The sequence below is a fragment of the Pauljensenia sp. UMB10120 genome (assembly GCF_030212035.1).
Lineage (GTDB): Bacteria > Actinomycetota > Actinomycetes > Actinomycetales > Actinomycetaceae > Pauljensenia > Pauljensenia radingae_A.
In genome coordinates, this window is sequence record NZ_JASODH010000005.1 from 133879 (window position 1) to 147277 (window position 13399).

The window sequence follows — 13399 nt, forward strand, 5'->3', positions numbered from 1 at the left end:
CACTGACAGCATGTTGATTGTGCACACCTCTGACTGGCATGTTGGCCGCACCCTGCACGGGGCCGACCTGTCCCCAGCGCGCGACCTCTTCTTCGAGTGGCTCATCGATCTGGTGAAGTCGCGCCACGTCGATGCGCTCCTCATCAGCGGCGATTTATTCGATCGAGCAGTCCCTCCCGCCCACGTTCTCCGTCCTCTGTCGGACGCCCTTGTTCGCCTATGTTCACTGACTCGTGTCATCATCATTCCCGGCAATCACGATTCCGCCATTCGGCTGGGCTACCTCGCTCCTTTTCTTCAAGACTCACTCACGATTGCTTCCACCATCGAGGACATTGACCGCCCCATCGTCGTCACGTCCAGCGACGGTGAGCATGCCACCATCTACGCGATTCCCTACCTCGAGCCTGACCTGGTGCGCGAACCCCTGTCTGACATTATTGACGAGGATGGCCAGGCGATTCCGTTGGTGCGTTCGCATGAGGCCGTCATAAGTGCTGCGTTGCGCCGAATCGGTGCCGATATCGAGGCTCGCCACCATGGACACGGTATGCGCAGCGGTGAGGTGACCGGCGGACATGACGGCGGGCGTGACAACGATGAGTCCAGTGGCACTCTGAACAGCGATGACGGCGTGCGAATCGTCATGTCGCACGCATTCTTCACAGGCGGAGCCCCATCTGAATCAGAACGCGACATCCAGGTCGGTGGGGTCGCCTCGGTGCCAGCGGGTGTCTTCGACGAATACGGTATTGACTATGTGGCTGCCGGCCACCTCCACCGGCCGCAAAATATCAGCGGAAGCAGCGCCACGATCCGCTACAGCGGATCACCTATGCCGTTTTCCTTTTCTGAGGCTTCCTCCACCCAATCGGTGACGCTTCTTCATATTGACGCAGGCACACTCACCGACATTGAGACCGTTCCCACCCCTATCTGGCGCAATCTCGACGTGATCGAGGGGCCCTTCGAACAGGTTATTTCTGACCAGTATGCGGAGCAGAGAGACGACTTCGTCTCGATCACGGTAACTGACGACATTCGTCCGCGTGACCTGATTGCACGCATCCGTCACGTCTTTCCCTACGCGCTCGCCATCTTGCATGCGCCACCCGTGCCCGCCAGCCAACGCCTTACCGGTCCGAGCAGACAGGCCGCGCGCTCAGATCGTGCCGTCATTGACGAGTACTTCGAGCAGACGATCGGCCGTTCCCTGAATGAAGCAGAGCGGTCCGTCATTGATTCAGTGTGGGAGCAGATCCAGGTCAGGAGCGTCCAATGAAAATTCGTTGCCTTGATCTGGAAGGTATTGGCCCGTTTATCTCTCACCACACAGTGGACTTCACGCGCTTCGACGATGGTGGGCTTTTCCTGCTGCACGGTCCGACCGGGGCTGGAAAATCGACGATTCTTGACTGCGTGAGCTTCGCGCTTTACGGCACAGTTGCACGTCAAGGCGATGCAGATAATGCACGTCTGCGTTCAACGCTGGTTGATGAGAAGGCACCCTCGCGCGTGTCCCTGGTCTTTGAAACAGATGCGGGTATCTTCCGCGTGACGCGTACTCCCCAGTTCACGCGTGAAGGCCGTAAGACTGCCATCAACCAGAGTGCTCACCTGGAAAAGGTTCGAGCCGACGAATCCGGCACCTACGTCACCGTCGATGCGCTCTGTTCCAGAGTCAAAGATACGAATATTGAGATCACTCACCTCATCGGTCTTAACGGCGTTCAGTATCTGCAAACAGCGATTTTGCCGCAGGGAAAATTCTCCCAGTTTCTCACTGCCTCATCTGAAGATCGTCACGCACTGCTATCCAGCATCTTCCAGACTTCTCTTTTCGTCAATTTCGAAACGGCACTGAAGGAGAAGGCTAAGGCGGCGCGAGGAAGCCTCGAACACGATCAGCAACGGGTCAGTTCACTGATTCACTCACTGCCCGCGCAGTTATGGCAGGCACTCGGTGACACAGACCCTGATTCGACACCGCCGCCCAGCGCCCAAGAAAGTGGGTCCGACGAAAGCCAGTCGACGGCAGATCTCAGCGCACACGATTCTCCACCGATCACTGCCGCCATGCTGGTCGAGTTAATCGGCATTGACGATGCTGCCATACGTACGCATCTGGAGGATGGTCAGAGGATTCTTGAGCATCAAGCACACGATGATCTGAAGCGCTCGCATGAGTGTGCGGACACTGCAGAAGAACTAGGCAAGCAGCTGCAAGCCGCGACTGACCTCGCCCGGCGTGTGCGTGAGCGCATCGAACTGGAAAAACGCGCGAGCACACTCAACGCTGAGCGTCAAGACATTGACGCAGTGCGCACCCAACTGGCTCGAGCACGCCAGGCAGCTCACGTTATTCCTGTTCTCCATCGCCTGGACGAGGCTCGAACGCGCCAGGTCGACGCGCGCGATGCACTGGCGGACGCGATGGCTGCTGCCCGCAGTGCCCACGTCGATCCTGCTTACCTGTCAGGTCTGGACACCGACGAATCGCGCGAGCCTTCCCTGGCAGATGACAGTGAGATAGCTGCCACGGTGCTCACGCTGACCCGCGCCCATGACACTCTGCACGCTCGCCACATCAAAATCTCTGAACTGGCCGCCGTGGAGGCCGCTTTGCCAGAGCGACGCGAAGCCTTGCAGGGGCTACAAAGTCAGCTCGAGCAGCTTAACCGGCAGCAGGAGTTGCTGCGTCAGCGCATGCGAAACGATGCCGAACAGTTGGAAGCCCTGGCTGCGTCCGATGAGCGGGCAACGACCGCTTCGATCGACCTCACCGCGGCTCAAACGCGCCACGAGGCTCTCGACAAGCGGCTCGACGCCGCGCGCCGTGCCGTCACTGTTGCTCAGAAGTTAGAAGACACGATACGCGAAGCTGAACAAGCTCAGGCGCGCATCGACACAGTTCATGACACTATACAGCAGGCGCGGCGCGCACTGCTCGCGCAGTCAGCCCTGCGTATTGCTTCGACTCTGGAATCCGGGAAGCCGTGTCCGGTGTGCGGCTCAACCGAGCACCCGTCCCCTGCCCAGGCAGGCGAGGCGGGCACCGTCGATCCTGCTGACATCGACCAGTTGCACGTGCAGTATCAGCAGGAACAGGATGCATTCACCCAATTAAGCGCGCAATGCGCATCGATTCGTTCCACATGGGATGCCCTCGGGCAGCAAGCTGACGGAAGCGTGGAGGATCTGACAGCCGCACTGGCAGACGAAGCACGCACAATCGACGCTCTGAAAGTTGCTCTACAAGCGGTGCAACACGACCAGAAGACCGCCGAGAAACTTCGGACGCAGCGCACACGTGACGACGAATCATGCCGTGACCTGCTCCGCCGCAGTGATCGCCTGACTCACGACATTGAAACGGCGCAGGCAGCTCTAGATACTGATGAGAAGCGGTGTACAGCGGCGCGCGTCCACGGCGATGGCGAAGCGACCTTGCAGGACATAGATCACGACATCACAGTGCAGATCGACGCCATTGACACATTGAGACATGCCTGTGAAAACGCCATCCACGCGCGAGCTGCCGTCGACCAGGCGCTGGCTGAACAGGCGGATGCCCTCGAACGATACGGCTACGCTGAAGGCGATGGTGGCACCGCCCAGGTGCGCGCTGACATGCGCACCGACGTGGCAATCAACGAAATGGATGCTCGCATCACAGCGTTTGATCGAGATGACGCACACGTGCACAATTCCCTGCAATCCGAGCGCCTGAAAGACGTTGACACGTCCCGGAGTCCCGACGTTGACGCCGCAGCGCGCAGCTACGAAGACGCTCAGTCAGTATCGCGTGAAGCAGCCCAACGTGCCGGCGCCAGCTCGCAGGTTGCTGCCGATGTGAAAAAAGCTGTGGCAACTGTTCAGGAACGCCTCGACACACTGGTGAAGAACCGCGACGCGTTCGGGCCGCTTGACTACCTCTCGCAGCTGGCATCATCGGGTCAGCTCTCGGCGGACTCACCGCAAACTTCTCTGTCCCACTGGGTGCTCGGTAGACGACTGGATGACGTTCTGGCCTGCGCTAACCCTCGTATCATGACAATTTCGAACGGGCGCTACGAGCTGATTCGTTCAGACAAGGACTATTCGCGCAATAAAGCTCAAGGCCTCGGCCTGACGGTACTCGACCATGAAACAGACAAGGTACGCTCCCCGAAGACGTTATCGGGAGGAGAAACATTCTACATTTCCCTTGCTCTGGCACTGGGCCTGTCCGATGTCGTGACCACCGAAAACGGTGGCATCGAACTGCGCACGATGTTCATCGATGAAGGCTTCGGGTCACTTGACTCCTCCACCCTCGACACGGTGATGGCGCAGCTGGCGTCCCTGCACACATCAGGGCGTACCATCGGCGTGATTTCGCACGTCGCAGACATGACGTCGCGGATCTTAGACCAGATCGAAGTCATACCAGTGGCATCGGGAGGATCAACACTGCGGGTACGCGCATAGGCACCTCGAGAATCACACGCGGGTACGGCCGCAGCTGACGATGCCACCACCAGCGCACGTGGTGCGCTCACTCGCGTCAAACCACAGCAACGGTTCATCCCACAGCGCGTCAAGAGCCCCGGTCACATCGTCCTCAGTGAGGGCCTGCGTCACGCGCTCAACCAGCGGCGCCGCCTCCGCGTCATCAATGAAGAAAGCCACCACATCATCCCACCGGTACGTCTGGGGACGTGCCTGTGCAACATGCACAGCAGCCAGGTCGCCTGCCTCATCGCTGACCTCAGCCTCAGCCTCACACGCGATGACAACTCGGCGTGCCGGCACACAGAAGGCAGGTGAATCAAGGCATGCGCGAGCCTCATCACCATCTTCTTCGTCCTCTGCATCGCGGCGATCGCGGATCAATTCGAGTGAGGCGAGAGCAGCCTGGTTCATCGCAGAGTCTTCACGCTCCTCAATGTCGTCGCCTCGAAGCCCATCCTCAAGAATCGCCACATACCCTGGTCGAACAGGCGGCTGATCGGCAGATAACTCGTCTAAAACCGCTGGCACATACAATCGCATGCCTCCAGTGTCCCACATCAGTGCCGCGCGCTTGCCGCGGTGAGCATCACGCAGCATGTTCAGGAAGCACAGCCAACACCACCTGGGTCAGCGCGGCCAACGCCTGACCGACCGGCTGATCAGGTTCGGCATGAACAATTGCCCGCGCGTGCAGCAGGGAGGCGCTCACGCGCGAGTCCTCCGGGACAAGTTGAATACTGCGCCCGGGAATCACCGGAGCGAGGGCCTGGACAATCGCGTTGACAGGTCGAGGCCCTGCTCCCGACGATGACACATGGTTGGCCACCAGGATCGGCTCGACGTGCGGGGCGATCTGGCCTACCCACTGATACGCGTCCACAAGCCGATTGATACCCAGAGAATCACCACGAAACACGCACATCACCGCATCAGCGTTCCGCACAATTGCCGCGACCAGGTCATCGCGCGACCCCTGATGCCGATTCCCCGGTGCCACCGGATCCAGCGTTGCTGCAGCCACGTCCACGATGATGAGGTCATACAGCGAGCGGGCCGCCGACAGTGCGCTGACCACCGCTGCCGGTGATACCTCACGCCAACGTTGCGGCGACGTGATTCCCGTGAGAATGTCGAGGGAATCGGTCAGTGGTACTGCAGCTCCCCGAATCTCGTCGGCTCCGACATCAGTGCGCGCAGCAGTCCGTGAGAGCACAGCGATACCCGACGCATCCTGCGCAATACCCGCCATATGAGCCAGGGATGGTGCACACGTGTCAGCATCGACGAGGAGGACGCGCGCACTGGCTGACGCACCCGCCGCCACGTTGAATGCTATTGTCGACCTTCCGGGAGCACCTGACGGCCCCCACACACAGACGATCTTCCCGAATTCCGCAGTCCCGTCAACGCTGCGCTGCCCGTCTGATAACTCGTCATCACCGTCGGCAAATGCGTAGGAGCGCTTTTGATGCGCTATCTGGGCTTCCCGTCGGCCGGACGCATCCTCCCCCGTTTGGGGAAGCTCACCGCTCTCCGGAGAAAAAGATGCACTCATCCCCAAGGCGCGCAGCGAATCCACGATCCCATCAGGTGAATCGGGCTGAGCAATTCCATCAGCATGCAGCGCACGTAAGGACGGCGCATCAGCCAGGGGCGCGAGAACAATGACACCGATATGGTGCGCGTGCAGGTCCTCCACTATGCGGGCATCAAGGTCAGGATCATCAGCATCAATAATGGCGCATTGTGCAACCGATGAGCGCGCGCATGCCCGCACTTCCGTCAGGTCAGCGCACCGGCGCGACACAGTAAACTCCTCGCTTTCGTTGATCGCCTGGACGAGGCGCCCCTCCGTCTGGGTCGGCGCGCACACGATCACACCGATCGGCCCACTCATTGTCCGATCGGAACGGCCGTGATCGTTCCGTTTCCTCCCGTAGCTTCAAGCACGGCTGAGACGTCAGAAAATGGGATACGTACTTCAATTCTGTGCACCGATGCAGCACCGATTCCTGCGGCGCCCTCGACACTGCGAATAAAAACGGCGTTGCCCGATACGACCGTTGGGTGGGACTGATGGTCTTTGCTCATGGAGGCTGAAGGGATCGACCACAGTTCAATGGATGTGCCGGTAGCAGTGGACTCCGGTAGTCCGGCACCTATGTCGATCACGAGGCGGCGATAATCGTCGTCTTCGTCTGTTGTCACTGCTCCCGTTGCAATCAGCTCACCTTTTCCGATGCTGTGCGACGCCAGCGCTCCGTCAGGAAGCTCATCGCGCTGCACATACGCATTGCTTTCGGGCCGTGCATCCACGATCTGCAGATTCGACGTATCCAGCGGTTCTCCCGGAGCGATGTCGCGCGTTGCCTGATAGATGCTTACTCCGCCGCGGGCATGAGATACAAGGAGTGTGCACGCAAGGATAGACAGCGTGACGAGTGCGATGCCGATCAGGAATCGCGGATCACGTATGACGCTGCGCCGGCGCGGTATTCGGGCGGTGTTCTTCATATGTGGCACTCCCACATCATGCCCGGTTTTTTCCTCGATGTGGAGTTATCCACAAAAACTTCCGCTCGCCCCCACACACTGCCTTTGCGGTCAGTTCGCTCTGACCTGCATCTTCACACATGAGGCCTCGTCGAGGAGTCCTCTCGCCTCGTCCACATGCTCACAAAGTGGACACGCAACTTTCGATGAACACCGCACTATATCCACAACAAGTGAATAAAGCTTTACTGAACTGAAAGGAAATGTCATGATATGGGTATGACTTCACGATTCCTGACACTGGCCGACGTCGCTGAAACACTGAACCTGACGATGTCCGCCGCCCGTTCACTGGTGACGTCGGGGGAACTTCCTGCAATCCAGGTTGGCGGCAAGAAGGCATGGCGGGTCGAAGCCAGTGTTCTCGAGCAGTACATTCAGGATCAGTACGCGGCTACTCGTGAGCGCATGAAGGTCGAATCGGCTCACAGCTAACGGCGCGTCAGATCATCAGCGAATCTGCCATCTGGCTCGGCGCACGCAGCGTGCGTATCCCACCCGTCGACAGCGACATGACGACTGGAGTGGTGAAGTCACGCGTGTCAAGAGCCTGCCCGCTGGACATGCTTTCAAGATCAAAGTGGTCACCCATGACAGCACAGACGTATCCTGCGTGCTGGCCGCCTTCATGGTCGATGACGACGTACACATTCTCATCTCTCAGCGCGCGCAGAACGTGACTGATCGCCACCTCATGTGCCAGCGCTGACTCATCGGCTGCGCGACTTCCCAGCGGCCAGGCTGCGACAATGGCGTGAGCCGGGATGAGCACCATGTGTACCCCATTGTCGATCACAATCCACTCACGCGCGCAGTCTCGAACGATCCCTGCCATGCGCTCACCTCCGCGCAGTAAGACGTTCAAGTTACTCCCCCGCGTCGCAAGCAGGCGCGCTGACATCGTTACACGCGCACATTCAACATCTGCGAGCTCGTCGACAAGAATGTCCATTTCCTCGCGCCGTTCAGCATCGAAGCGCGCACTTAAGTCTGCCAGAAGGCGATCCAGATCCATGCGCACAGTGTGGCACAAACTAAAAGGAACTGCCACCACTTGACATCAATTATTCTTTCGTGCACACTCTAATCAATTCTTACGAACTAACATCAACTGATACGAAAGAAGTTCGATATGAATGGAGACAGCAGGTCTGGATACGTAGTCGAGACGGATGTCATGGATGGAACTGATTGCAATCGTGGGCTGGTGACGGTCACTGCCTGGGCAGGTGTACCTCTCCTGGCACTGACCGCCTACCTCGCTGTCCTCATTGTGCGATCAGGTGATCTGTATCGACCGGAGCTGTTGATTGCTCTGATCATCGCCTGTGTTGCAACGGTTTTTCTGGCATGGAACCAGCTCTGCGTCTTCCTGGCACTCCTCGCGACAGCTTCGTCGCGCACTGATGCACTGTCGCGGGCTCTCATTCGTTTTATTCGTCGCTTCGGCACGCAGCAGGCACGCGCAGTAATCGCGCGTCATGCTCTGGCGTTGAGCGTGTCGACCACCGCTATCAGCGCTATTGGAATGCCGGTTTTTGCCGCGCCACTCACGCCTTCCACCCCTTCTCTGACCAGTACATCATCTGCCACGCACGTTCTTCCCTTTTCTTCCATCGACGAGGGTGACTCCACGATTCCCGATGATCTGACCTGGCCAGCGTTGACCGCACAATCCACTTCGACAGCGCAATCAGGAGGTCCAAGCGCACAGCTTCCCTCCCCTTCTCACCAGATGCCACACGACACTCAACCAGAAGGCAACGCGATGGCACCCTCGCACTCTGGGCCGTCGACACAGACCGAGCACTCTGCACCATCTGCGAAGAACACTCCGTCTCAAGTCAGCCACCCTGCTGGATCATCGGCTTCCCAGGGCACCGACTCATCCAAGCAGCCCGCCTCCCCCTCGCACGCATACAGCATCGATTCCTCGGGGAAGCCTGCTTCACCTGTTTCCTCCAACGGTTTAAGTTCTGCCGGACAGGCAGCCTCATCCGTCCACTCACACGGTGTTGGCACCGCAGGACACGATGCTTCGCCCGCCCCCACCCACAACACCGCTTCGTCCAACACGGGCAGCGCCACCCACTACGAAATCCAGCCTGGCGATTGTCTGTGGACGATCGCTGAAACATCCCTCCCCGCCTCAGCATCCGATGCCACGATCGCCCGCCATGTCGAGCGACTGATCCATGCGAACGCTGAGGTAATCGGAGACGATCCTGACCTGATCCACCCAGGAACAGTTATCACGATTCCCCCTAAGGAGAACTCATGAGCACGATACGCGCAGCCGAACGTTACTCCCGCAGCACAGATGGCTGCCTGAGATGGGATATGCGTCGAGATATGCCCACCCCGCTCGTCCTCGATTTTGAAGAGCGCCTCAAGCCCGATCCGGCGCGCCCCATTGCGCGCGACATGTTGCCCGACGCAGGGACGTGGGCAGCCAACCTGACGCGCGGCATCATTGAGGTTCTGCTGGGACGCAGACCCATCATGCAGCTTCGACGGTGGGTCGTGCCGGGGCTCTACGACCAGATTGATGCCACGGACTTCGATCCGGGCGGCGCGCTCCCCGCGCGGCGCACCAGCCCTGCCCCATGTCGCGTCATGTCAGTGAGCACGTGCGCCATCAAACCTGGGACGTTTGAAACCACCGTCGTCTTTGCGGTGTGCGGCCGGATCAGGGCAGCAGCGCTGAGGCTGGAAGATTTTCGAGGGCGATGGCTCGCCACCGCTCTCGACATCATTTAGAATCTGCCCGCGCACTACCTGTCAGGAGGCATAGGGAATTCGCCTGCAAAGAGAGCGGATCTCTCGCCTGCCAGGTATCGATGCCTTAGCGGTTTTTCCTCCGCTTGGCCGCAGCACGACGCTGCGCACGGTTCCCGCCGCCAGACGAAGCCGCGTTACCGCTCCTGCCTCGTCCAGCAGTCCGACCGCCAGCAGGCGACGCCTCGCCACCGGTGTTACTCGATGAATACTTCAAGCGTGCTGCCTGCTTTTGCTGGCCCACATCACCCATCACAGATGTAGCACGCGCCAGCGCTGCAGACGAAGCTGCAGCTTTTTGCTCGGCTTCCTGCTGCATCTGACGAATCCGGCGCTGCTGTTCACGTTCAGCCTCTGACGCCTCGTCGGAGTTCCCTTCCTTGGCGTCATCCTCCGAATCCCACAGCGCTGAAGCAGTTTCCAGCGCTCCGGTCGTGTCTTCTTCAGCAGCCTCATCGTCCTGTTCACCAGCAGGTGAGAGCACGCCCTGTTCGCGCAGACGCTGCCACGCGAGTTCGAACTGGTGCAGGTAGCCGAAGATCTGCTGAACCGATTCTTCGCGGATACGCTCCATCATCGCCTGGAACATCTGCGCGCCCTCAGCCTTGTATTCGACCAGAGGATCGCGCTGTCCCATTGCACGCAGGCCGATGCCTTCCTTGAGGTAGTCCATCTCATACAGGTGCTCGCGCCACAGGCGGTCGACCGTCGCCAGCACGACACGGCGTTCGAGGTCACGCATCGGATCTTCCCCGAGCTGCTGAATTGCCAACGGGTTCTGTTTGAGCTGCTCCTCGCCCAGCTCATAAACCGTGTGGATGTCACCCCTGATTTCAAAATTCAGGTCATCGCGCACCAATGAGTCCTGCCCGCCGTGAGCTTCGGCCACCTCTTTGGCGCTCACTGATACCGGGTAGTAGGAGCGCAACGCTGCCCACAGCTCGTTCAGATCCCAATCGTGAGCCGAATCTTCCTGCGTGTGCTCAGCAATGAGTGATTCAACCAGACGATCCATGAACCAGGATACCTGATCCTGCAGGTCAGCACCCTCAAGGACCTGACGACGCTGGTCATAAATCAACTCGCGCTGGTTGGTCATCACGTCGTCATATTTGAGGACGTTCTTGCGGATCTCAGCGTTACGGCCTTCGATCTGCGATTGTGCACTGGCAATGGAGCGTGACACAGCCTTGGACTCCAGTGGCATATCTTCCGGGTATGCGTTCGAGGCCATAATGCGCTGCGCAATCGTTGAATTAAACAGGCGCATCAGGTCATCTTCCATTGACAGGTAGAAACGAGACTCGCCCGGATCTCCCTGACGGCCGGAACGACCACGCAACTGGTTGTCAATGCGTCGCGACTCATGGCGCTCAGTGCCTAGGACGTACAGGCCACCGGCCTCGCGCACCTCTTCGCGTTCAGCTTCAACTGCCGCTTCGGCTTCCTCCAGTGCTTTCGGCCACGCCTCGCGGTACTCCTCAGCGTTCTCAGTCGGATCGAGACCCTTGGCAGCAAGATTGGACTGCGCAATGAACTCCGAGTTGCCGCCCAGCATAATGTCGGTACCACGGCCAGCCATGTTGGTGGCAACGGTGACTGCGCCCTTGCGGCCAGCCATTGCCACGACTTGAGCTTCACGCTCATGCTGTTTGGCGTTCAACACCTGGTGGGAGATGTGATGCTGACGCAGCATATTGGACAGCACTTCGGATTTCTCCACAGACGTCGTGCCCACCAGGATCGGCTGTCCAGCCTTGTGGCGTTCCTCAATATCCTCAACGATCGCGTTGAGTTTGCCTTTCAGCGTGGGGTACACAAGGTCGGAATGATCCTTACGGATCATCGGCCGGTTCGTCGGAATCGGAATGACACCCATCTTGTAGGTATTGGAGAATTCGGCGGCTTCCGTTTCAGCCGTACCCGTCATACCGGAGCGTGACCCCTCAGGATACAAGCGGAAGTAGTTCTGCAGCGTAATGGTTGCCAGCGTCTGGTTTTCAGCCTTGATCTGGACCTTTTCCTTCGCTTCGATCGCCTGGTGCATACCTTCGTTGTAACGGCGCCCGGGCAGCACACGGCCGGTGTGCTCATCGACAATGAGGACTTCGCCCTTACTGACGATGTAGTCCTTGTCGCGGTGGAAGAGTTCCTTAGCCTTGATGGAGTTGTTCAGGAAACCGATCAGCGGCGTGTTGGCGGCTTCGTACAGGTTCTCCACGCCCAGCTGGTCCTCGACTTTATCGATGCCGGGTTCCAGGATGCCAACCGTTTTCTTCTTCTCGTCGACTTCGTAGTCCACGTCGCGTTCCAGCAGCTTCGCGATGCGCGCGAACTCGGTGTACCACCGGTTGACATCACCGGTCGCCGGCCCGGAAATAATCAGAGGCGTACGCGCCTCGTCAATCAGGATCGAGTCAACCTCGTCAACGATGACGAAGGCATGGCCGCGCTGCACCATGTCTTCAGTGCGCTGAGCCATGTTGTCTCGCAGGTAGTCGAACCCGAACTCGTTGTTCGTGCCGTAGGTGATATCGGCGGCGTACTGTTTGCGTCGCTCGTCTGGGGTCTGGCCGGTGAGGATACATCCGACGCTGATGCCGAGGAAGCGGTAGACGCGTCCCATCAGCTCTGACTGATAGTGCGCCAGGTAGTCATTGACGGTGACCACGTGGACGCCTTTGCCGGTGAGGGCTCGCAAGTACGAGGGCATCGTGGCAACCAGAGTTTTACCTTCACCGGTTTTCATTTCGGCAATGTTGCCCATGTGCAGGGCAGCGCCGCCCATCACCTGGACGTGGAATGGCCGTTGACGCAGCGTCCGCCAGGCAGCTTCGCGAACTGTGGCGAACGCTTCCACCATCAGTTCATCCAGCGTCTCGCCGTCTTCGTAGCGCTTCTTGAATTCGGGGGTCTTAGCCTGAAGTTCTTCATCGGTCAGTGCCTTAAAATCCTCTTCAAGTGCATCTACGTGGTTCGCGATACGCTCGAGTTTCTTCAGCGTTCGTCCTTCTCCAGCTCGGAGGATTTTGTCAATCAGTGACACCGGTTCTCCTGACGTCTCATTCGAGGCACTCTGCCCCTACGTGCACGCACTCTAGTTAAAAGGCGCATATCACGCTTATACAGTCTACGAAAAATCTGCCACAAACGATTAATGGCATTCAACTCTTTCGCTCTCAGCCACACTCAGCACCCTGTCGTCGCGTATTCGACCGTCCTCTCACTCCCCCACAACCCCAACTGTCGATCTCGCGCCCTACCGCACAGATGCCACGCCAAACTTGTCTCTAGCCATGCAGGTCACAGGCGTATAGGCATATCCGCCCTTCGCTGCAGTCAGCTGAGATCGACAGTTGGGGCACAGAAGGCGGACAAGAGGGGCACGCATGAAGGATGAACCCGTACAAGGCGCGGGCTCAAGAGATGAGCACGCGCGAATGGCGGCACGAGAGCGGGTTCGAGGGAGAAAGGCACAAGACGCGTCCGCGGCGGCAGCACCGATCGCTGGTACAGCTTTCACGCATACAAAGGTGTGGCCCGCTGCCTTGGCAGCGGGCCACATAAGGGGCCA

10 protein-coding genes are annotated in these 13399 nt (G+C 59.0%); 5 read left to right on the plus strand and 5 right to left on the minus strand.

The features are described 5' to 3' along the window. Nucleotides 1-10 precede the first annotated feature (10 nt). Nucleotides 11-1282, plus strand: coding sequence for an exonuclease SbcCD subunit D (locus QP093_RS06440; protein WP_092649116.1), 1272 nt, complete (start codon nucleotides 11-13; stop codon nucleotides 1280-1282). Further along, nucleotides 1279-4470 carry an AAA family ATPase gene (locus QP093_RS06445; RefSeq protein WP_285015722.1) on the plus strand — a complete coding sequence of 1064 codons (3192 nt, stop codon included), beginning with the start codon at nucleotides 1279-1281 and terminating at the stop codon, nucleotides 4468-4470. The genes QP093_RS06440 and QP093_RS06445 overlap by 4 nt, the downstream gene beginning before the upstream one ends. Nucleotides 4471-4482: 12 nt before the next feature. Here the strand turns inward: QP093_RS06445 and QP093_RS06450 are convergent, their stop codons facing one another. The 3 genes from QP093_RS06450 to QP093_RS06460 are packed head-to-tail and all read right to left on the minus strand — an operon-like array spanning nucleotide 4483 to nucleotide 7017. Next, entirely contained in the window at nucleotides 4483-5034 is a 552-nt protein-coding gene (locus QP093_RS06450) for a DUF6912 family protein (protein WP_157886370.1), read from the minus strand. Nucleotides 5035-5080: 46 nt separating this feature from the next. Then, entirely contained in the window at nucleotides 5081-6391 is a 1311-nt protein-coding gene (locus QP093_RS06455; protein ID WP_285015726.1) for a CpaE/TadZ family protein, read from the minus strand. After that, entirely contained in the window at nucleotides 6388-7017 is a 630-nt protein-coding gene (locus QP093_RS06460; RefSeq protein ID WP_157886371.1) for a CpaB family protein, read from the minus strand. The genes QP093_RS06455 and QP093_RS06460 overlap by 4 nt, the downstream gene beginning before the upstream one ends. Nucleotides 7018-7266: 249 nt before the next feature. On the opposite strand from QP093_RS06460, the gene QP093_RS06465 reads away from it, so the two are divergent. Next, on the plus strand, nucleotides 7267-7482 hold the full coding sequence (locus QP093_RS06465) for a helix-turn-helix domain-containing protein (protein WP_058237829.1): 216 nt from the start codon (nucleotides 7267-7269) through the stop codon (nucleotides 7480-7482). A 7-nt stretch (nucleotides 7483-7489) separates the two neighbouring features. Here the strand turns inward: QP093_RS06465 and QP093_RS06470 are convergent, their stop codons facing one another. Beyond that, nucleotides 7490-8062 (minus strand): hypothetical protein, encoded by a 573-nt coding sequence (locus QP093_RS06470; protein ID WP_058237018.1) that lies wholly within the window; start codon nucleotides 8060-8062, stop codon nucleotides 7490-7492. Between the two features lie 162 nt (nucleotides 8063-8224). On the opposite strand from QP093_RS06470, the gene QP093_RS06475 reads away from it, so the two are divergent. Together QP093_RS06475 and QP093_RS06480 are read left to right on the plus strand one after the other, a co-directional pair. Further along, the gene (locus tag QP093_RS06475) at nucleotides 8225-9328 is read left to right on the plus strand and encodes a LysM peptidoglycan-binding domain-containing protein (RefSeq protein WP_285015731.1); all 1104 of its coding nucleotides are present in this window, start codon (nucleotides 8225-8227) and stop codon (nucleotides 9326-9328) included. Further along, complete coding sequence (locus tag QP093_RS06480; RefSeq protein ID WP_285015733.1) at nucleotides 9325-9807, plus strand: Rv3235 family protein; 483 nt, start codon at nucleotides 9325-9327, stop codon at nucleotides 9805-9807. The genes QP093_RS06475 and QP093_RS06480 overlap by 4 nt, the downstream gene beginning before the upstream one ends. An 85-nt stretch (nucleotides 9808-9892) precedes the next feature. On the opposite strand, the gene secA is transcribed toward QP093_RS06480, so the two are convergent. Continuing rightward, nucleotides 9893-12871, minus strand: a complete 2979-nt coding sequence (gene secA, locus QP093_RS06485) for a preprotein translocase subunit SecA (RefSeq protein WP_285015735.1) — start codon at nucleotides 12869-12871, stop codon at nucleotides 9893-9895. Nucleotides 12872-13399 lie beyond the last annotated feature (528 nt).

What these genes read in the sequence shown, in the direction of transcription:
- QP093_RS06440 (WP_092649116.1), top strand. Translation starts at nt 11, where the DNA reads ATGTTGATTGTGCACACCTCTGACTGGCATGTTGGCCGCACCCTGCAC.
- QP093_RS06445 (WP_285015722.1), top strand. Translation starts at nt 1,279, where the DNA reads ATGAAAATTCGTTGCCTTGATCTGGAAGGTATTGGCCCGTTTATCTCT.
- QP093_RS06450 (WP_157886370.1), bottom strand. Translation starts at nt 5,034, where the DNA reads ATGCGATTGTATGTGCCAGCGGTTTTAGACGAGTTATCTGCCGATCAG.
- QP093_RS06455 (WP_285015726.1), bottom strand. Translation starts at nt 6,391, where the DNA reads ATGAGTGGGCCGATCGGTGTGATCGTGTGCGCGCCGACCCAGACGGAG.
- QP093_RS06465 (WP_058237829.1), top strand. Translation starts at nt 7,267, where the DNA reads ATGACTTCACGATTCCTGACACTGGCCGACGTCGCTGAAACACTGAAC.
- QP093_RS06470 (WP_058237018.1), bottom strand. Translation starts at nt 8,062, where the DNA reads ATGGATCTGGATCGCCTTCTGGCAGACTTAAGTGCGCGCTTCGATGCT.
- QP093_RS06475 (WP_285015731.1), top strand. Translation starts at nt 8,225, where the DNA reads ATGGATGGAACTGATTGCAATCGTGGGCTGGTGACGGTCACTGCCTGG.
- QP093_RS06480 (WP_285015733.1), top strand. Translation starts at nt 9,325, where the DNA reads ATGAGCACGATACGCGCAGCCGAACGTTACTCCCGCAGCACAGATGGC.